Raw genomic sequence first — 21261 nt, 5'->3', positions numbered from 1 at the left:
CCCAAAGTCGGAGCGAGAAGCAGTGATTGCTATAATAAGTAAAGCTTAGGAATTTACATTGCTAAGGCGCTAAGAAGGGGATTTCCAACAATAGGATGTACGCATCGCTTTTTGACAGAATTATCATTAGGTCCAAGCGATGCGTTTTAAATCAGCACTAGTTATCGAGTTTAGCCATCAAACATCACTGATGCATCAAATTCAACCACTATGCGCGTAATTTCTCCTGTACGTTTGAAAAGTGCACTCGCTTGGTTTGCGTCTATGCAAGAACCTTCGATAGTGACCGAATCAGCGTTTTGATATATCAGCGTAATACAGGCCTTATTGCTGTTGTTTACCTTGTAAACAATCGGCACTTGACACCAAGTGAAGGCTAATTGATTGGCTTCTACGTCTACAACTTGCCACTCACCACCGGTATCTAGATATCTAAAAGGGATGGCCTGAGTTAATAATTCTTGTTTACGCAATAAGGTAGGAGCGAAGGTAACTTCGCCCTCGTTTACTTTAACCCCTAACTCAATGAAGCGGCTAATCAACTCCTCTTTTACTTGGCCTGTCATACCCGGTTGTTGAGCGCCAGCGTGTTTAGGCGTATGCGAATATGGGTCAGTGGGGAAAGCACCATATTCTTCTGGCGTTTTATTAAACCCAATACCTTCACGCACCTTATAATAAAGCTCGCCAAGTTGCCTAATGGTACTCGCATCTTCATTTTGTGACAGTGCGTGTTGATAATTTTCGCCTACTGCTAATAAAAGTTTCGATACCATGTGCCAATAAATAGAACCTAAACCTTCAAAGCCAAACATGCCGCCCGAGCGCCCAGTAAAGGCGAGGTGATTAAAGGTGTTTTCATACACATCTAAAATAGCTTGTTGATCGCTGAGTAAATCAGGATATTGCTCACTCAGCGCGCTGATGCGTTTATTTAATTCACCTTTATTGCCTATGTCAGCATGAAAGCGAATATTGCCGTCGGCATCACTGCTAACAATGCTGTCATTTTGGTCTTTTAATAAAGACTGTAAACTTGATATGTCTTTGATTTGTGCACTTGAAACACAGTTTTTTTGCATAAAGCTCGTTTGTGCACGATCAGGATATAGCATGAAGGTTTTTTGGTCCTCACGATATACATCGCTATTAAAGAGTGACTCAACAACCTCAATGGCTTCACTAGGGCTCAAACCACCAGATGTTAAACTCGCTACTTGCCCCTCAAGCATGGGGTAAAGGTAGTTTACTTCAGCGCGCTTGCCATTAATTTCTAAGAGATTATAGGCGTGATACATGCCGTCATCGCGTTTATTGCTTGCTATTGTATGGTCAATTGCGACTAATGCTTGCGTAAATAGCGTTTGTATCGTGTCGAGGCTGCAGGCTGAGTGTCCGCTAAATCCTTCTTGCTTATATACACTTTGGCGATACTTACTAGCTGCTTCACCTAAAGAAGCAAGGCAAGTATATCTCTGTTCTGGACTAAGTAGCGCGCCATTTAACAACGGCAATTGTGCATTTAGCGCAACTATTGTTTCGTTTAACCAAGTGCCAACTTCATTCGATAAATTTACAGCGGTATTTATGTTGGTGAACAAGTTTTGCATAAATACGGTGTATCGACGCATATAATTTAAGGTCACCATAGACAAACCCTGACCAACCAATGCATTGTTGGCATCGTTCCATTCGGGCCGCTGGGTATTAAGCCAAATGCCGCCATCAACTACAAAGTTACCTAATTTAGTTAACAGTGGGACCAATAGTTTTTCGAGTAAGTTGACTTGGTACACTTCACCATTTGCGTTTAATACAAGCTTGCCATCAGCGCCCATCGTATGGGTGCGTTGCTCAATCTTCTCTGCTAGAGCAAGGTCATATTCTACGGTGTCTTTCGCATTTTTTACTAAATCCGCAAAAGCTTTTATTTTGTAGGGCACGTTGGCATAGCAATAACGCTCACTTAACAAAAGTTCGGATAATTTGTGTGGGTGAAATTGCGCTGACACTTCAAGCAATTTCAACAAATAGATAATTTGATGATCGCCCCAATAGCCAATATAACTCCAAGGATCATCTGGCTCTTCAACTTCCCAATCTATACCTTCTTTGGTGATTCGATAGGGATTATAGCCATCAACGGTTGATGCATTCACAAACTTGGCAATCATGCCTTCTATAAATTCAGGATAGCTAAAAGCTAAAGCTTCCCAATTTTGGAAAATATCTCGCCAGTTGCCTTGGTAGCTCAACAATGGATTGCCTTGCTCATCTTTTAGTTTTATTAAGAACTGATTCCATGGTCTGCTTGGGTCACCGTGGCGGCGGCCAAAGTAAATGGGCAAGTACTCAGTGGCTAAACGCGCTAATTGTGGGTCATTTAAGGCTTCAATCTGGTCAAGCACCTCTGACAACAAAAACTGCTGAGGAAGCGCGTCTAAAAATGCTTCATGACGTTTAAATACGGCTTTATTGAACTGTTTTATATTGGCAACAAAGTCGCTTTTACTAATGCGGTATTGGTCACTAAAAATACCACCACGCAATAAGTTAAATAAAGTATTGGCGTAATGGTGAACACCCACTGCTTCTTCGTTAACTAGTTGAAAACCGTCAGCGCTAGCTAATATAGTGGCTAGTTCGTTATCGCCTTCACTAATTGACTGATGAATATCATTAATTACCGTTTGCGGTGCAAGTAGGGCATGTTGCAGTGCAGATATATCTGTTTGATCCTGTTCTAGATTGGCGACGATAAACCACGTTTTAGCTTCATTGGCTTTTAGTGTGAATGAGCTGTTTAACATATATGCGCCGCGCACACCGCGCGTCGTGTTGAGGCTATCTAAAGCAGTTCCTTGTTTAAATTGTTTGCTTTGCTTACTAGTAAGCAAAACATTTGCATCGTTTAAGCCTAGTGAAAATACGCTTGTTGCGCGCAGAGATTCACAGGGTTCAGCGCGGTCAGTGATTGCAGAATAAAGCGTGTATAAAGCAAGTTTGTTGCTGTTGTCTACCTCAGTCCACTTATAGGCATCTACTAAGTTACTCGATACGGTTTGAGTAAATTTGGGCGTGCCGGCCGGCAATATATTTTGTATACCATCTACTATTTCTATTTGTCGTGGCGACGTACAGATATTACTTAGTTCACTGCTACGAACAAAACCAAACTTGTCGCTAAGCTGCCATGAATACTTAAAGCTAAGTCCCAGGGTATTATTTATTTCTTCAAAATAAATCTTATTGCCTAAGGTGTTTTTGTACAAATTACGCTGAATGTCGTAGAAACCAGAATGTTCTAGGTTGAAGGGTTCCCAATTGACCATACGGCCATCTTGCTCAACGCGTATGATTGTTTTACTTCCGGTGTTGAGGGCGTCGTCATAAATTTTGTCTACACATTCGTAAGGGAATAGGGCGGTATCAGGTGAAACACGGCCCGCCGTCAAAGCGCCGTTTGAAGAAATAAATAGCCAATGATCACTGCTTGAGATGACACTGATGAAAAAGGGGTCCATTTTGTCAACATTCTTAATGGCGTAATAACGTTCATTGTTGATTGTCACAAAGTCACCGCTTAGTGCAGCCGGGGCATGTGTTGGTGCTGTCGCTGTTGTGCTCATGTCTTGTACCTTTATATATGCATGTATGTGCTTGGTCTGTATGCTAGCTAAGTAGAAACCAACAAATTGTTGATCAATACGAGTCGATTTTATGTTTTTAATTTTACAATCGACTCCGCACTTTAAAACACCAATAAGCATACGCAAATGAAAGTCGTTTAAGTGGACTATAAATGCGACCAAGTAGATTATACATTTGAATATTAAAGCGGCTTTTGTAAATGCTAAAAGTGGAACGAGGGGATAACAGGTATAGCACGTAGAAAGACGTTATTTTACCGCTTTGTCCTATAAAAAGGCAGTGTCTTCTAAAAAAGTGAGAACGCTGGTAACACTGCCTCTTAAATAGTGGGATTGGCTGGTATTTCAGCCTACTGCGTTGATTTTTCAGGTTGCTCTTGATTAGGTATATCAAAACTAATGCTATCAAGACCTAAGCTGGGAAGCGCAGGTTTTGGCTCGAGAGGCCAAGACTGTATTGCCGAACGTAGATTATTTACCCACGCTTCATCGCCGCCTGCCGGGTACTTACCCGTTATCGCCATTTCATCTTTTAAATCAGGCAATCGTAATTCTGATATATGCGTGCGACTGCGTTCTAAACCCACTCTGCGTGCAATCTCATGAAAACTTTTCCAGTAGGCTTTGCTTTCTTCGTTGTTTTGGTCACTCCATTGTCCATCAATAAATAGCCCAAAATCACAGGCAACGCCATATTGAAAATGTGAATGCCATACAGCCTCGCCGTTCCCTTCATTATGGAGGGCTTGCTGACGTTCTGGGCTGCGAAACCCCTCGCGCAAAGCAATTGGAATGTTCTGTTGTTCAAGCATTCGTAATAGCATAGTGACCTTTTTTCGCAAACTCGGATGCAAAACTTGTAAATCTATATTGGTAGCCATGGTAGTCTTCCTTAATGATTAATTTTTTTATATGCGTATTTTTAATACACTGCTTGCACTTATCACCTTTTACACTTTACACTTTATTTCTGAAATTGCCTATTTATTCAGCGGCGCTGCAAATGCCGACTTGCTGTCAGTATCTTGCGCTGTGATGCCTTGTTGATGCTCATTGTTATTGCAGCATTGATTATGTTTTCTAAAGCTCTATTGGGCAAATATATAAGAAACTAGGGAACTAGAATGAACAGCTTTATTGCTGAATTAAGACGCCGGAACGTTTTCAATGTGCTTGCTGGATATGCGGTCGGTAGTTGGTTGTTAATGCAATTGGCAGGCGTTTTAGAAACATCACTACATCTACCAACATGGTTTGATACCATGGTGACCGTCTTAGTTTTGATAGGGTTTCCCATTGCGGTAGCATTGTCTTGGATTCTGCAATTTTCCCCACAAGGGATCACGCGCACACTTAAAAACCCTGAAATTAGTGACGCGACGCATTCAAAAAATACGATAATTATATTTTCTGTATCGGGTTTGATCACCATCGCGCTTATCGCATTGATGTGGCAACATTTAATAAATACAAATGTGATAGATGAGAATCTAGATGATGTGGTACAAAGCAAAGAACAAAGCAAAGAACAAACAGCCACCAGCACTGACGTCGACAAAAACTTAAGTTTAGCGACTCAATCAATCGCAGTGTTGCCATTCGAAGATTTTTCTGCAAGTGAAGACCAAAGCTATTTTGGGCGAGGAATTTCAGAAGAGTTACTCAACGTCCTTAGCCGCGTAAAAGGCTTAAGAGTAGTGTCGCGAACCTCGTCCTTTGCTTTTACCGACAAATCGCTAACGGTAAATGATATTGCAGAAGCGCTGAAGGTTGCCCATGTTCTTGAAGGTAGTGTGCGTAAATCAGGCAATACAATCAGAATCACCGCACAATTGATTAATGCCCAAAGCGACCAACATATTTGGTCACAGACCTACGACCGTTCATTAACTGCTGAAAATTTATTTGCCGTACAAGATGAAATTTCCAGCGCGATCGTAAAGCAGTTGAAAGGCAAATTGACTATTGTCCCCCTTGGAGCATCAGATAAGACGCTCTCTTTAGAAGCTTATGAACTGTATTTAGAGGCGCGCGAATATCAAGAGCTAAGAACGCCAGAAAGCCTAGCTTTAGCGGCTAAGGGTTTTACTAATGTTATAGACTTAGACCCGAGTTTTGCCCATGCTTTCTCAGGATTAGCAGAAACCTATTTATTGATGGAGGAGTATGCAGGTTTAGACGCGAAGACCTCTCAAGAAAAAGCAGCACCAATGGTAAATCGAGCATTAGAGCTAGCACCAAATTCTGCTGAAGTACTAACAAGTGCGGCGCATTTTACAGCGCAACAAGCCAATCCCGCATCGATGATAATGGCTGAAGAATACGCACGAAAAGCGATTGAAGTAAATGATAATTTCGCGAGGGCCCACTTTAAATTGGGTAGTATCTTATGGGAACAAGGACGCATTGAAGAAGCCATTGCCAGTTACAAAAAAGCGCGGGCATTAGATCCCTTGTCTACAGGTGTATTGCAAAATTTAGCGCGTATTTACTTGTCAATCGGCGACCAAATTAATGCAAAAAGTATTGGTGAAGACCTCATACGTTTGCATCCAAGCTTACCTTTTGGCTATCTTGTATTGACTGACGTAGCCTTAAATAACGGGCAATACGCAAAGGCTCATGCTTTTAGTCAAGATGCATATGCGTTGAATCAACAAAGCAGCAGCGTTAAGCGCAATCTACGCCGAATATACAACGCTGCAGGTTTGTATAAAAATGTGCTGTGGTACGAAGATAGTCCTACTAGTCAAGTGTGGTATGCAATTTATACCAATGATATGGCGCTCGTTGCGCGTGAATTACCCAAAGTCAAAGAGATGACCGAACTCGCGTGGTTTTTATACCATTTGCGAGATTACGAAAAAACCAATCAAATTGTTAGCGCGTATATTGATGCTTACAAGTTACTAGATAGACCAATCAATGACATCAGTACGGCAACATATATTATTGCCCTTGCGCAGACGCAAAAAGCCTTGGGTGTGGATAATCAACAAGCACTAGGCTTGCTGAATGATTACTTTGCCGATGAACGTCCAGAAACAATTTCCAATAGTCGTGAATTAGAACAGCGTGTTTTGTTTTCGGTACTGCGTGGTCAGTATGAACGAAGTTATGTTTGGATTGATAGGATACTTGATTTAGGCTATATCTTACCGTTCGTGAACCCCATTTATGATGACATTAAACAGTCCTCAGAATTTCAACTTAGGCAAAAGCGTATGCAGGGGCTTAGAGAGCAAACAAAACAAGAAATCAACTTACAACTCGAGCAAGCAAAACCTGAATGGATAGTACCAAAAGGGGAGTAAGAACAAAAAAGGGCAGCGCTAAGATGCGAGATTTTCATTGCACCTTGTCACTGCCCTGATAATGCTTCTAGTTATCTTTGTTTTGTTAACCACACAACTAAATTAACCATATCGTCGGTAGACATATCGTTGGTGAACTTCACTTTATACTTATCATTTACTATAAAAGTAGGTACTCCACCAAGAAACTGTCTAAAATCGTCTATGTTTTTGTTGTTACGTTTTACCAAACTATTAATGCTAAAACTTTGCGCAAGTTTATCAAACTGCTCAGCGTCAGCGCCATTTACGACAAAAACACGACGTACATCATCGAAACTACTGATCACAGCACGTTGTCTATGAATATAGTTAAATATCGCAGTATTGTACTTTAGCTCATCTTTCATGGCACGACCTACCATCATGGCCTTGGTTACGGCATCTTGGGTATCACGACTTGCAAACCCCATGAAGTTAACATGTACTTTGGTGAATTTGGTTCCCTCTGGCAAATTTGCTTTAAACTGAGCAACGAGTGGTTCGTATTGGAAACACGCTGGACACCAGAATGAAAAATATTCTTTTACCACAGGCTTTTTAGAGGCTGTTTCGCTGATGACCTCAAAGTGCTTGCCCTCTTGCCATAATTCTACTTGAGCGCTAGCTTGTAAAGATACCATAAGGCCTAATACAAGCCCTGCTAAGATTTTTTTCATGCTTATTTCCTACATTAATAAGGTTTGTTGTTGACTACGTAAAGCGTCACAAGTTCAGTTCATTTTATTCTGCGGGCAAGAATACCACACACTTTGGTCACTGCAAGTGCTCAGATTTATCGGGCACTTGCTGTAAAACTATGCAAGTGCCGAGATTTATGATTCTGCGTCGCCTACCAGCTGTAATTTATACTAGCAAGTATTCTTTGTCCGTCGGTATTGTAGCCAAACACATCTTCATATGCGTTATTTAAAGCATTCGACACGCGTACATTCACATCAATGCTTTCATCATAACGGTATTGGTAATTTGCACTTAGCAAGAAATAAGCAGGCAAACTAACCACTTGTCCGGCCTGAGAAGGGGGGAAGTAATTATCAAATTTTGTGCCACTATAATCGGCCTGTATATAGACTTGGTGTGATGGGTTAATCTGATAGCTCGTATTAAGTGACCCGGTGTGCCTAGCGCGTCTTAACTCAATACTGTCGCCTTCTGAAGCATCTACATAGCTGTATTGCAGTTGCCATTGGAGCTTAGCATAGTTACCTGAAAGGCTAAGTTCTATGCCTTCTCTGCTGCTTTGTGAGCTTGCGTTTTGGGCCGTAAATTGACCGCTGTCGGGAAGAAAAACAAAGCCTAAGATTTCATTTTTCAGGCTCGCGTCAAACCAATTTATTTGTAAGGTAAATAAGTCAAAAGCACCTTCTATGCCGATTTCGCTACTTTTTTGTTGTTCAGGCTGAAGATTAGGGTTACCTACAAACGAATTAGGAAAGTAACCAAAGCGTTCTACAAAACTTGGGTTTTTGATAGCCTTACCTTGAGACACAAAAATCCGCCAATCTTTATATATATCGAAACTTGCGCCCACCCTATAACTACTTGCATCCGCGAAAATATCGTTGTTGTCGTGCCGGTAGCTTGCGCTAAGTGTAAGTTGTTTAGTAAGGGCGTATAGCCCGTCACTTACAATTGCCCACGTATCATTGGATTCTTGTTGATTGATAAGGCTCGCAGTGCTTGGTCCTTGTTGGCTAAAATCTTCATTAACCCCTTCAAGGCCTATGTTTAACCACTTGTGATTGCTAAACTCAAAACGATTTGACCACAACACGCGTAATTTTTCACCTGTCGATGAACGTTCAAACTGCTGGTTACTGAAATTATCGGTCTCTTGTTTTGAGTACTGCAGGCTTAATAACTGTGAGTAAATACCATCTTTTTTACCCGCTTTAACGGGTGCAAAATGCCAATTGATACCTAAAGACGTATGTTTTCCTTTTGCTTGAGCGTCGCTATCACCAACGAGTCCTGTGCTAAAATCATAGCCATCAGCATCGCTTTTATAATCAACTAATCGGGCTTGCAACTTTATGCGGTTGAAGCTATCAATATCGTAATGAATACCGCCGCTTAGGCTAGTGTTTTGATATCCGTCTTTTTCATCACCCTGGCGACTAATGTTCTCACCATCGGTTTTATAACTTGAGGCATTTAGACTAAAACCTAATTTTTCGCGTTGTTGTGACACGCTGGCACTGATTGTCTTTGTACCTTTGTTTCCATAAGCAATACTTGCATTCCCTTGGATTTGCTGGCTAGTAGCTTGTTTTGTGCTAATGCTAATAATTCCGGCAATCGCATTTGACCCCCAAATTGCACTCTGCGGGCCGCGAAGCACCTCTATACGTTCAATATTCGCGAGCAATAAATGTGAAAAATCGGTTAAACCAGCTTGACCACCGTCGTTTATTTGAACGCCGTCTACCAATACCATTACGTGATTGCTCTCAGTCCCTCTAAAGCGTATTTCACTTAAACTGCCACTACCGCCGCTTTGGCCTAAATTCACACCAGCAACAGTGCGTAGCAGTTCACTTAGCGTGAGCGCTCCTGATGCTTTTATTTGACTTTCGTCTATAACAGTAACTGACCCCGCTATTTGACCTATTGCAATTGGCGCATGGGTTCCTTCAATGGTGATAGTTTCAATTTTAGGAGTGTTTTGTTGTGCGTGCGCACAGATTGATAAGCTAAGCAGCGCTGCTATAGCCAAATTTGTTTTATGCTTCATAATATTCCTTGTAGGTACTCCGCCCGAGTACAACATATAAAGTAAAGGTAAAATGTTGTTAATACCTTTACTGGCTGGCTGTTTTCTAAAACAGCTTACATACCAAGGTGGGGTAAGTGGCGCGGCCAAGAACTCATGCTTGTATGCTATGGAGTTAGGCCGGTATCCGGGCTCACAATGTACTTAACAATTCCTTCCCATGAACATGTCACAGTGGATGACACATCGATGACTAATTGACATCGACGTAAATGTTAAGCTCATCTGCTTAGCAGATGAATTGCTTACCGTTGCGGGGGCAGCACAGGTATTAAACCTGTTTCCCGTTTAACAAAAGCGTAGATATGTATCTCGCTTTGGCACCTAACTCGGGCGCTACTATAACGAGATTAGAAAAAAGTGCTAGTACTTATGATTATAAGATAGCTAATAGAGCTCACCTGCATAAAAAAGGCACAATTAGTATGAAGGCAAGCGGATTGCAGGTTGCTGTAATGCTGACATTTGCTCTTTAAGCGAGAGTATTTGGTTTTCCCAATATTTGTCTTCGCCAAACCAAGGAAAGGCGCGCGGGAATGCTGGGTCTTGCCAACGCTTAGATAGCCACGCCATATAATGAACCATACGCATAGCACGTAAAGGCTCGATTAACGCGAGTTCTTGGGTATTGAATTCGTTAAACTCTTCGTACGCTTCTATTAAAGTATCTAGTTGTATTTGTTGTTGTGCTGTATCACCGGCCAGCATCATCCATAAGTCTTGAATTGCAGGCCCTGAACGGCAATCATCTAAATCTACGAACATTGGGCCGTCACGCCACAAAATATTGCCAGGATGACAATCGCCGTGAAGGCGTATATGCCGAACGTTACCTGCGACGGCTTCATATTTACTCTCGGCCAAGTCGCATACGAGGTCTAAAATCGTAAAAAAAGGCGTATGAAGATGATGTGGGACTAGTTCGCTGTGTTTTAATGCATTACTGGGCTCATGTAAAAACTCAGCGACGTTAATACTAAAGCGATGTTTAAAGGGTTTTTTAGCACTCGTTGCATGAATACGACCAATAAGTCGGCCCATCCATTCAAGTTGGTCTAGGTTGTCGACTTCAAATTGCCTGCCACCCACCGACGGAAATAGGGCAAATCGATAGCCATCATAGCTATGAAGACTTTCGTTATTAAATTTAAGCGGCGCGACAATTGGCAGTTCATGAGAGTGTAATTCAAACGAAAAATCATGCTCTTCACGTATTTGTTCGTTAGTCCAGCGCTGTGGCCGATAGAATTTTGCAACCATGCGCCCGTGCTCTTCAGTGTTAAATTGATAAACACGGTTTTCGTAACTATTTAAAGCAAGCAGCCCTGAGCTTACATATATCCCAAGGCTTTCAATCGCATCTAAAATGAGCGAGGGGGTGAGTCCTTCAAAGGTGAAATCAGACACCGGTAAAGATAAATGTGCTTGGTTCTTCCACTTCTACGATGTCACCATTAACTGACGTTGTTACTTTAAAGTAAATCTTTTGGGTGCCTTCTTCAAGGTTAGATGGATCTACCGCAATACTGATAGGCAAGGTATAAACACCACCGCCAATAACGGTAATACTGTTATCGCCAATATATTTCGGATCAGTTAGACCAAGAACCTCTACGTCATAGGTTTGCTCAATTTGACTCTTATTTAGAATTTTAAGTGTGTAGACATTTTCAATGAGGCCTTCGTTTGTCTCGCGATCTAAGGAATTACGATCACGTATAATATCGACTTCTAAGGGAACTCTTGAGGCGATATCAAATACTAATAAGCTGGTCATGACTAGCAACACCACAGCATAGCCAACAAGCTTGGAGCGCACAATCTTTGTTACACCACCCGCTAATTGATGCTCAGAAGTAAAGCTTATTAAGCCTTTGTCATAGCCCATTTTATCCATTATGCCATTACATGCATCTACACATGCGCCGCAGTTGATACACTCATATTGCAAGCCATTACGTATATCGATGCCGGTGGGGCAAACCTGCACGCATAAGTTGCAATCGACACAATCGCCTAAGCCTTTATCGTGGGCTTCTTCTTGGCTTAACTTACGAGAACGAGGGCCGCGTTGTTCGCCGCGACTCGCATTATATGAAACGGTAAAGGTATCTTTGTCGAACATCGCTGATTGGAAACGAGCATAAGGACACATGTGAGTACACATGACTTCGCGCATGTAGCCGGCATTTCCATAGGTACATACGGTAAAGAAAATAACCCAAAATGCGACCCAAAAGCCGACGTCAAAAGTGAAAAAACCAATAAACAGTTCGTTTACCGGCATAAAATAGCCAACGAAAGTAAGTGACGTGAGTAAAGCGACTGACACCCATGCGATATGCTTCGCAGCTTTACGTAAAAACTTGTCGACGTCCATTTTTCGTTGGTCTAGTTTAATGCGCTTATTGCGCGCCCCTTCAAATTTTTCTTCAAACCATATGTAAATCCACGTCCACGTGGTTTGGGGGCACATAAAGCCACACCAAACACGACCCGCAAAAGTGGTGATAAAAAACAGAGCGAAAGCCGACACGATTAGAATGTAGGCGACGATGGTTAAATCTTGTGGCCATAAGGTAAGGCCGAAAATATTGAAGCGTTGCTCGGCTAAGTCAAACAAAATTGCTTGTTGGCCTTGGTATTGTATCCAAGGAGCTAGCGCAAACATACCTAAAAAGATAATACCAAAAATACGTCTAAAATTTTCAAAGGCACCTTTGACTGAGCGCACATATATACGGTTACGCGCAGAATAAGTTGGTTTGGTTATTTTAACCGCCGATTTTTCTATTTTGGTTGGCGTAATGTCTTTAACGTTAATTTTGTCAGTCATGCCCTGTAAACCTGTTTCTGGCGCTACTAAATCATTTTTTCTAGTATAACAAAATCGAAACGATAAAAGTTAACTGAGATCAATAAAGCCGATCTTCCGCAGCCATTTTAAGATTAAATGTTCTGATACTTTTTTCCCAAACAATCAATGATGCTAAAAAGGTACGCTACACAAAGCCTTTTCTTGCATAGTAGATCACAGTAGTAGAGCCGCCTAGGGTTTTCGTTTTTTTATAACGCATGCCATCGGCGTTGCCCCCTTGGCTTCAACATTTATGATGGGTGTTTTGGTGATTTTATTTCTTTTATTGCAAAAAATGTGCATTTGACTAACAAGGGTGAAGCTAATAGCAGGGACAACGCAAACGAGATGCCGTAGTACCAAAACTCTTCTCCAAAAAAATAGACCATATTCAGGATGCCAAGCTGAGTAGAAAAAAGAACAGACATCAAAATACCTAGAATAGATTTTTTAATTGACATTGGCTGAAAGACACAAACTAATCCAGTTAAAAGAAAGCCTAAGTAAGCGATAAACGCTACCAAATCTGACACCATAAAAGTCGCGTAAAGGTGAACGAGCTTCTCAACAGGGAGATACAAAATAATAATAAAATAAAAGATCCACAATATATTTTTCATTCCCAATCTCCCTTAGAAAATTAGTTTATTTTTTGCATCACAAGCAATGTCTTGTAACCAGTTAATAAAGCATTTTTGTATGGCATCGGGCTCAATCCGCCTTAACACGCGTACAATCGTGTAATGCTTTGGGATACCATTTTCAAAAGTTAAATATTGCCTTAACCAGTCCAGCTTAATGCAACCAAATTGCTCTATATCCTCCCAACCTTCAGCACCAGTATGAACCGCGCTGACCGACAAGAAGAGAACTTCTTTTAACTGATGTCGTTTGCAACGTTCTATTCTAGGATCTTCAATTTCAGAAAAATGTTCAATAAATGTATTTTTCATACTCGACAAACCTTCTTAATTGTTTGACGATCTGATCCTCAACTACACGTTTAGTTCAATTTATAATGAACTTGCCCTGGCTGATTAGCAAAGCAAATAGTGTTATCGCTTGACTCGTATGAGTATAGTTAGCTACACTTCGTTGTAACAACTGACCCTATTTTCACGCGTGGCATTGCGTCCCCTGAAAGTAGGGAGAAAAAGCCGACGAAAGTCGGTTTTTTCATTTTAGGATAATGATGAATGAAAACACGGATATACGTTGACGGATACAATCTATATTATGGGTGTTTAAAAAACACGTCATACAAGTGGTTTACGTAGGTTGCCCATATCATCAAAATCGTACGCTACAGCAGGCGGGACACCTAGCCACCAATGACGGCCTTAATTCTCTCTAAAGCAATATTCAAATCATCATACGCTTCATCACAGCCACCAAAACTGATACTGCCATTTTCAGAAGGTAAATTTATTCCAATTTCACAATCAGAGGCTATATAGACCTCAAACAATCCAACGTTTAATTCGACAGAATACCATTGCCCATCTTCATCGCCTTTGTAGAATGTGAACTCAAGACTTTTCGAATCAAAAAGGTTTTCTACCTTATTTTTAAACTCATTTACTTGCATGATTTAAATCACCTTATCTTGATAGTGTCACTTTCCCATCGGCTGATATTTGAAGAGTACCCTTATTAATTTTTGCCGTGATACTTCCATCCGAATGCCTTATCACACTATCACTCCGAGGACCATACATTCTGCCATCAAAAGCCTTCCCAGGATTTGCAGCTTTTTTAACGCCGCTATGCGCATCTTCTACTCTATCAACTATTCGATTAACCTGTTTCAGAGCGTCATCAGCATTTTTTGCATTAATTTTCCCTATGTCGCCAACGATCATCTTAATCCTATCTCCTTTATTCAGTATTCCCTTTGTAACATCAAACTAATCAGTCCAAGCCAAGAAGAACTCTTTTCCGTTTATCACTAATTGAAATATTAGATACAAACAGCCCGAAATCAAAATCCTCATCACCAATAAATGGTGTCGGGTCGTCCAGGAATATTTTTGAACTATCTAACACGTAGATAAAGCGAGCGATTTCTTTTCCAGCCTTTTCGACAGTAAGGAGCCTTTTACTAACATCACCACGAACAGTGACGACCACATCATCAGTCAGAGGAATGCATTGATCTCCAATTCGGATAAACAACCCCTGACCAAATTTGTAAAGCGCCACAAAAACAGCGGACAAAATGGCAAATATACCTTCCGTACCGGGAGGAGCATTACCACCTAAAACATTCCGTGACTCTATCGTAAACGTACCTTTAGCATGATCATACTTAGCCAACTCATCGTACTTATCATTAGACTGCAACCAAATCATCACTTCTTCTCCTAAAGCCCCAAATCTTTACCACCGGTTCTAGTTGCGCTCTCGATTATGTCATCCCACGATTTTCCCCGGCCTCTGAGATAATCAATTGAAGGGCCAAGTTTGTCCCCATATTTCTCCATGTTTCGAGCGTAGATTTTTTCGAGCATATCTGACGGGGTGAGGTTTTTATACTCAACACCCAATGCGCGCCTCTCGGCATGAAGAGCTCTAGCAATATCCTCACTGGATGCTCCAGCTCTACGCATTTCAGCAGCCGACCGTTGACTCTACTTACGTACTCCTGCCTTAGCCCCTTTGTAACGTTACTTACATGTCGAATTCGCGCTGCTAATGCAATTGGGGACAGGGAACCCAGCACCATTGCTTCAAACATTGTTTCGACAACTTCTTGTCTTTCTGTAACGCTTATTTGACCATGCAATACAGCCATGTCTAAGTTTGTTAACTGCCTTGTAGCACCTGATTCAAAAAACGGCACAAATGGAATACTTTCATTGCTGTCATTCCCACTGATACTTTTTTCTTGCTTACCAACCGATGGCGTGCCGCTAGAAGCAATTGTTTTACCCGCTTTATTTTGTACCGTAATAGCGCCATTACTAATCGTAACAGAGCCTTCAAGATCTTCTTCATAAACAATTCGAGAGTCTTTAAACTTCTTGACTTTCTGAGTGATTGTTACTTTAGTTTTCGTTTTCTCTTCTGCTTTTTGCGTATCAGTAGCCACTTATGCTTCGGTGGATTCTGACCCTTGTGCCAAATACCCAGTCGGATCCGTCCCCGCCATCGGATTATTCATGATATACGAATAGGGGTTAGTGCTCTGGCTGCTCTGTGGCATCTGAATAAACGGGTCGACCGACATAAACCGCCCTAGGTTATAATCATAGATGCGCCCGTATATGTACACCTCTCACACCGCAAGTCGTTTTTATAGCTAAATGCTGACTTTCTGCTTCTTAATCGTTCATGCGAGCTATTCTGCTCTCGGACGAATACAGACTATCAGAAGTCGGCTAAACCTTGCGTTACTTTCTAGTTAATTCATGTTAGTAACACCTTATATTCAGTACCCTTTACCACAACCGTCTTTCATAACCTGAGTAAGACTGCTTCCGTATATACGGCCTATTTGATGGCATTATGTTTGCCTGGCCTAAATGAGATCCGCTCCTTTGCTGCTTAATCGTTCATGCGAAGTGATGCCTTCTCGGGCGCGTACAGCTTTGCAAAGGTCGGTCTAACCGGTTATGCCATTTTTCAGGTCGCGTCTTGGGGTGAGAATATCCTTTTATGGGTAAATTGTGAGTGCCAGTAGTGACTATGTCACTCTCATGCTGGCGTGGTTTCTATTTGCGTAACATGCGCGTCGTTATAAACAGCTTCTTGTGTTAACAGAGCCCATATTATGCGGGCAAGTTTGTTGGCCAGTGCCACTGCGGCTATTTGTTTGCCGCGTCTAATGATGAGCTGCTTTGCCCATATGGATAGTCGGTCATTGCTGCCTTCAACATTTCTGACAATAGACCAAGCCCCTTGTATCAGTAACTTCCTCACATACACGTTACCACGCTTAGTGACACCAATATGTTTTTGCTTACCGCCGCTTGAATGCTCTTTGGGGACAAGCCCTAAGCACGCAGCAAAGTGTCTTGCGTTTTTGTATTGTTTTGCATTACCGGCAAATGCAACCACAGCCGTAGAGGTCATTTTACCAATGCCTTTGACTTCTTGAAGGCGGGCAGCGTCGAGTGATGTTTTACCTTGCACCATTATCGTTTTTTCAAGTGTTTTTATGGTGTCGTCTATGCGTCGCCATTCTTGCATTAATTGCGTGAGTAAATCGTTTGCGGTAGGCGTCAGCTCACTTTCTTCCTTTACCAATAATTCAGGTAAAGCGAGTTGCAGTTTCTCTTTCCCTGCCGCAAACACTATACCGAACTCATTCAAAAAACCTCTAATTTGATTGATTAACGCGGTGCGGGCTTTAACATGCCGTTCGCGCACCCGATGCACTTGAATGAGGTCAGTTTGCGCAATACTGCGCGGGGAGACGAATATCATGTTGGGTCGCATCGCGGCTTCTGTAATAGCGAATGCATCATTTCTATCGTTTTTATTGCCTTTAACGAAAGGCTTCACATGTTGGGGCGGAATAAGTTTGGCTTCAAAGCCATGCGCCTGAAACAAACGCCCCCAGTAATTAGAGCCACTGCACGCTTCCATCGCGATGACCGCATCAGGATAACGCAGAATAGTTTCTAGTACCTTTTGACGCCTAACTTGTTTGTTAAACATCGCTTTACCCGCTTGATTAACACCGCAGATTTGAAAAACGTTTTTTGCTAAATCGATACCAATTAATGTAATATTCACGTTGAACACCTCTTGTTTTAAATTAAATTTCGAATCTTAATTTTTAGCACATCTTTTAACGAAGAACGATGCCGTTTCAAGAGGTGTTCATCTCATCATTCATATGAATGAGCGAGCTTAGCGCACATCTAAGTGTATATTGCGATTTCTCCTAAAGGCCAGCGGTTTTAAAGAGCGTTCGTTTTGCCTGACTGTACCTTGCTCGAAAAATTTTTCTATGAGTTGTTATTAGCGCCAAACTGGCCAAGTCACCTAAAACCTTAAGTGTTCTTTGCACTAATTCTCAGTAAGTAACACTGGCTTATTTAATACCTTAAACTACCATCGCGAAACGTTTTTGAGATACAATCCAAGACAATCTCTGGGGCATATAATATTATTGTATGCTTGTTCTTAAAAGATATTGAGCCACATTTCAGATTATCCTCGGGTCTTACGAAAGTTGACTCAATAAACTTATCATTGAAACCTTTTATTGCATGCTTATTTATTCCGTACAAAGGGAGGTAGGGGATATTTTCAGTACTCAAAAAAATGTCACCTTCATCCTTGAATATTAATACAGGCTCAGTAAATCTATCAAATACAGCATAGCCATGGTAATAAAGAACTTCTCGCTTATTTAGCCTAGATATTGAGTCATTTTTATTACAAAATAACGACTTATTGTCTACCAAGCTCTCTAATGCCCTTTTCGAAGCTAAATGCATTGGTCCAATGAAATAAAAATAAACTAAAAGAAACACTCCTATGCTTGATAGAATAGAAATCCATAAGGAGTCAAATAAAAAGAATATCGCCATTCCACAAAGAAATGATACCGTCAGCAGAAATTTTTTAACCATTATTGTCTTTAGTATGGTTTTAATGGTTATCCTCATTAACATATCATTCGACCTTAGCTGCTCGTTGAAGATAAAGTGGAATTTCATTTTGATTCCATCTATGTAAATAATTTATACCATTATTAAACGATGGTTGGTTCTTAGGCAAATATGGATTCTTAAAATACAAGTTACTACAGGCAATTAAAATCCCACAGGCGTTGGTTACAACGCTACTATTAAAAATGTTTCTATCTGTTGGTGCTAATTTTGCGTAGCCTTCTTGAATTGACTTTAAAAAATCATCTACCTGCCGTACATATCTAGTTTTGGACAAGTATGGGGCAATACGTATTGCTGCTATAACCTCACCAGCAAGAGAAGTGCCCATCATAACTAAAGGGTGATCCCAAGCAGAACTGCTCCCTCCAGCGGCCACCCAAGCATCATATCCTTCTCCATTATTGTGTGCACCATGCATTGCACCGAACATACTCTCAGGTGATCCCGGGTACATTCTCTGTGCATCCCAAGAGTACGCATTTCCATCACTATCAGTCGCCGAAATAGCTCTTAATGAGGTAGTGCTATCTGACTTTCCAGAAGAGCTACTTTTTGCTGTATTTTCTTGTGAACCAATATCAGCAGTCACCCCAACCATATCACCTGTTTTAAAGTTACCTTGCGAGGCGCCTACTTGTGTAGCGGCACCGTTTTCATATGATATGTTTGATGTTTGGAAGTTACCATTTTTCATCACCGTAGCAGAAGAGACACTTACAGTATCACCGTTTTGGTTGGCCGTAGTGGTGGTGATAGTACTTCCAGTTTTTCTTTTAATCCTTGAACCTTCTACCTCTTCAGTATGATACTCTGTTGTGGTGGATTCAGTACACGTATCACCTTCTGCGCAACCAACGTAACCCGTCGGATCCGTCCCCGCCATCGGATTATTCATAATATACGAATATGGGTTGATGCTCTGGCTACTTTGTGGCATTTGGATGAAGGGGTCAACCGACACAAACCGCCCAAGGTTATAATCATAGATGCGGCCGTTCATATGCACAAGCTCTTGTTCAACTAATTGCTCATGACCTGTATAGCCGCGGTAATTGCCGTCCCATGAACTCAACGACGCCATGATGGAGCCGGTGCCTGCGTCAATAGGGCGACCAAATATGCCATGGGCTCGGTGGCGTATTACAATCGGTAAGCTCGTACTACCTTTAATTAGGGTGCTGGGACTGCCTAAGCTGTCAACTAAATTATGAACTACGCTGGCGGCGTATTGGGGTGTCCTTGCTACGGTTTTGTATAGGGTGGTGTGGTTGCCAATGTAGGTTTTATTGACAATGTGATTGCCCGGCTGCACTTCGCGCTCAAAGCCTTTGCCTACATAATAGGTCACGGTAGTTGTGTTACCGGTGGTCTTCGTTTGTTTATACCGCATACCATCTGCGCCGTATTTAAACGTAGACGTGGTGCCGTTTTTAACGAGGGTCGTGGGTTTATTGTCTTTGTTGTAAACGGTTTGCGTTAAACCTAAGATTTCTTGTTAGGTGGCCAAATTCACCTTACCACTACATGCGATGCATAACCTTTAATACTTTAATATTTCCTCTTCTCATATTCACTTGTTTGCAATTCAACTGCTTGTTTAAAAAGTTCATCAGGCATGTCGAATAAAAAAGTCGCCTTCTCAAGTATTATAGTTTGTATCCATGAAGGTAATAGGTTGTTATCAACTGGGTATTCTGCCCAATTAAGCGCTTTAGCTATATGACAGATATTAACTTTATGTTTATAGTCAAATTGGTTCGGAAGATTGCCATCAACTTTTTGTTGGACTATACAATACATAGCATTATCGAAGTGGTCATTTTCAAAACTCAGTGCATACATTTCACTTTCAACAATTATAGACGAATGAATCCATTCTCCGAATTTTTCTTCTTTAATTTTTAAGTTTAACTCTGAAGGCAACTGGCCAAAAATACTTTTAGTAATTTCAAGATTAAACATATTTTTACTCCTTTACGTCAACTCTCGGATACTTTCTTCCAAAAATTTCTTCTCGCTCTATATCGTAGAATGGACTTCTGCCATTTCTTAGAGGGTCTAGGCCTAAGTCACATATTATATAACCTTGATCTATCTTCTATTAAATTCTAATGAACTTTCATAATCAATGGTAGGAATCAAATCTTTTGGCCAATCTACCAAGTTCGTTTCTATCGCAAAACCAGCTTTGCGCAAGCTTATGGCTGCCAGTTCAACACACAATGGTTTCTGGCCAATAAGAATTCTTTTGATTTTAGTTTTGTCCGTTGATGCAGTTTTAATATCACCAGTTTCTTTTACTACTTGCTCTGATGAAGAACTGACGTAATGTTCAGAGCCTGCAGATGGATTGGCTGGCTGACCCCTTTTTTCAGCGGTTTTTTAACTGTCATTTACACGAGGCAATCTACAACTAGCTTCCTATAGAAATCTAATTATTTTTACATTTGACTTTAAAGCTTTCTTTTTCGAGTCAAATTGACACTCTGTTGTTGATACGACACTTCCATCTGGCAAAAAGAATTCAAAAACAACATTCTTTGGTACGGATAACAAGTCTTTTCGTTTAAATGGTAGATATTTTTTCGTAGCAATTGTCCCATAAATTTCATGCGGTTTTAGAGATTTTTTTATGCGAAGAGCCACCATGAAATATATAAATATCGTCTACCCTTTCTAAATCTTTCATGCAAAACCCCGTCCTCTCACTACATGGGTTAAGTGAGAAAAATTCATAAACCTCTATTGGCGAGTCAGATTTGTTAGCATAAAATATGTATAAATACTCCCCATGATCGATTACGTCCACGTGTAAGAGATTATTTTCGTTTGCGCTCAGTGAAATTGAGCCCATCAGCAAAGCTAGCATATAAGACTTTAACATCCGGTGTCCCCTACTGTTGAACTACTGTTGAACTACTATTAACTATAGAGCAATATTTTGGCGGTGCATATGCATACTTCCATACTCTGTATAAGAAAATCCCAACGCACTTTT

At 41.1% G+C, this 21261-nt stretch carries 18 protein-coding genes and 1 riboswitch; of the genes, 1 reads left to right on the top strand and 17 read right to left on the bottom strand.

Translation table 11 applies throughout. From position 1 onward, the window contains the following. Nucleotides 1-170 precede the first annotated feature (170 nt). A complete protein-coding gene (locus AC0L6H_RS21035) occupies nt 171-3629 on the bottom strand; it encodes a hypothetical protein (RefSeq protein ID WP_473391352.1) in 3459 nt (1152 codons plus the stop codon). Nucleotides 3630-4000: 371 nt separating this feature from the next. Continuing rightward, nucleotides 4001-4531, bottom strand: coding sequence for a M15 family metallopeptidase (locus AC0L6H_RS21030; RefSeq protein ID WP_473391351.1), 531 nt, complete (start codon nt 4529-4531; stop codon nt 4001-4003). 243 nt (nt 4532-4774) lie between these two features. On the opposite strand from AC0L6H_RS21030, the gene AC0L6H_RS21025 reads away from it, so the two are divergent. Then, nucleotides 4775-6964, top strand: coding sequence for a tetratricopeptide repeat protein (locus tag AC0L6H_RS21025; protein WP_473391349.1), 2190 nt, complete (start codon nt 4775-4777; stop codon nt 6962-6964). A 71-nt stretch (nt 6965-7035) separates the two neighbouring features. Here the strand turns inward: AC0L6H_RS21025 and AC0L6H_RS21020 are convergent, their stop codons facing one another. The 15 genes from AC0L6H_RS21020 to AC0L6H_RS20950 all read right to left on the bottom strand — a co-directional run bounded on the left by AC0L6H_RS21020 (nt 7036) and on the right by AC0L6H_RS20950 (nt 21147). Then, on the bottom strand, nt 7036-7662 hold the full coding sequence (locus tag AC0L6H_RS21020; RefSeq protein ID WP_473391348.1) for a thiol:disulfide interchange protein DsbA/DsbL: 627 nt from the start codon (nt 7660-7662) through the stop codon (nt 7036-7038). Between the two features lie 173 nt (nt 7663-7835). Further along, nucleotides 7836-9740, bottom strand: coding sequence for a TonB-dependent receptor plug domain-containing protein (locus AC0L6H_RS21015; protein WP_473391346.1), 1905 nt, complete (start codon nt 9738-9740; stop codon nt 7836-7838). A 140-nt stretch (nt 9741-9880) separates the two neighbouring features. Continuing rightward, a riboswitch (cobalamin riboswitch) is annotated at nt 9881-10122 on the bottom strand. A gap of 77 nt (nt 10123-10199) precedes the next feature. After that, nucleotides 10200-11186 (bottom strand): serine/threonine protein kinase, encoded by a 987-nt coding sequence (locus tag AC0L6H_RS21010; protein ID WP_473391345.1) that lies wholly within the window; start codon nt 11184-11186, stop codon nt 10200-10202. Beyond that, nucleotides 11179-12615 carry a cytochrome c oxidase accessory protein CcoG gene (gene ccoG, locus AC0L6H_RS21005; RefSeq protein WP_473391344.1) on the bottom strand — a complete coding sequence of 479 codons (1437 nt, stop codon included), beginning with the start codon at nt 12613-12615 and terminating at the stop codon, nt 11179-11181. Before ccoG ends, AC0L6H_RS21010 begins: the two co-directional genes overlap by 8 nt. A 272-nt stretch (nt 12616-12887) precedes the next feature. Beyond that, nucleotides 12888-13256 carry a hypothetical protein gene (locus AC0L6H_RS21000; RefSeq protein ID WP_473391342.1) on the bottom strand — a complete coding sequence of 123 codons (369 nt, stop codon included), beginning with the start codon at nt 13254-13256 and terminating at the stop codon, nt 12888-12890. A gap of 12 nt (nt 13257-13268) precedes the next feature. Then, nucleotides 13269-13589 carry an ISAs1 family transposase gene (locus tag AC0L6H_RS20995; protein ID WP_473391341.1) on the bottom strand — a complete coding sequence of 107 codons (321 nt, stop codon included), beginning with the start codon at nt 13587-13589 and terminating at the stop codon, nt 13269-13271. 368 nt (nt 13590-13957) lie between these two features. Continuing rightward, entirely contained in the window at nt 13958-14224 is a 267-nt protein-coding gene (locus AC0L6H_RS20990) for a hypothetical protein (protein WP_473391340.1), read from the bottom strand. Nucleotides 14225-14237: 13 nt separating this feature from the next. Continuing rightward, nucleotides 14238-14498, bottom strand: a complete 261-nt coding sequence (locus tag AC0L6H_RS20985) for a hypothetical protein (RefSeq protein ID WP_473391339.1) — start codon at nt 14496-14498, stop codon at nt 14238-14240. 49 nt (nt 14499-14547) lie between these two features. Then, nucleotides 14548-14991: a hypothetical protein gene (locus AC0L6H_RS20980; RefSeq protein ID WP_473391338.1), complete on the bottom strand. Its 444-nt coding sequence runs from the start codon at nt 14989-14991 to the stop codon at nt 14548-14550. Between the two features lie 52 nt (nt 14992-15043). Beyond that, nucleotides 15044-15727, bottom strand: coding sequence for a hypothetical protein (locus AC0L6H_RS20975; protein ID WP_473391337.1), 684 nt, complete (start codon nt 15725-15727; stop codon nt 15044-15046). Further along, nucleotides 15728-15910 (bottom strand): RHS repeat-associated core domain-containing protein, encoded by a 183-nt coding sequence (locus AC0L6H_RS20970; protein ID WP_473391336.1) that lies wholly within the window; start codon nt 15908-15910, stop codon nt 15728-15730. Nucleotides 15911-16332: 422 nt separating this feature from the next. After that, nucleotides 16333-17376 (bottom strand): IS110 family RNA-guided transposase, encoded by a 1044-nt coding sequence (locus tag AC0L6H_RS20965; protein WP_473391335.1) that lies wholly within the window; start codon nt 17374-17376, stop codon nt 16333-16335. Nucleotides 17377-18264: 888 nt separating this feature from the next. Beyond that, complete coding sequence (locus tag AC0L6H_RS20960) at nt 18265-19653, bottom strand: RHS repeat-associated core domain-containing protein (RefSeq protein ID WP_473391334.1); 1389 nt, start codon at nt 19651-19653, stop codon at nt 18265-18267. Nucleotides 19654-19811: 158 nt separating this feature from the next. After that, entirely contained in the window at nt 19812-20225 is a 414-nt protein-coding gene (locus tag AC0L6H_RS20955) for a hypothetical protein (RefSeq protein ID WP_473391333.1), read from the bottom strand. Between the two features lie 646 nt (nt 20226-20871). Then, nucleotides 20872-21147 (bottom strand): hypothetical protein, encoded by a 276-nt coding sequence (locus AC0L6H_RS20950; protein WP_473391332.1) that lies wholly within the window; start codon nt 21145-21147, stop codon nt 20872-20874. Nucleotides 21148-21261: the final 114 nt, after the last annotated feature.

Source organism: Glaciecola sp. G7-5, assembly GCF_055808975.1.
This window is presented reverse-complemented; position numbering and strand designations above follow the sequence as displayed.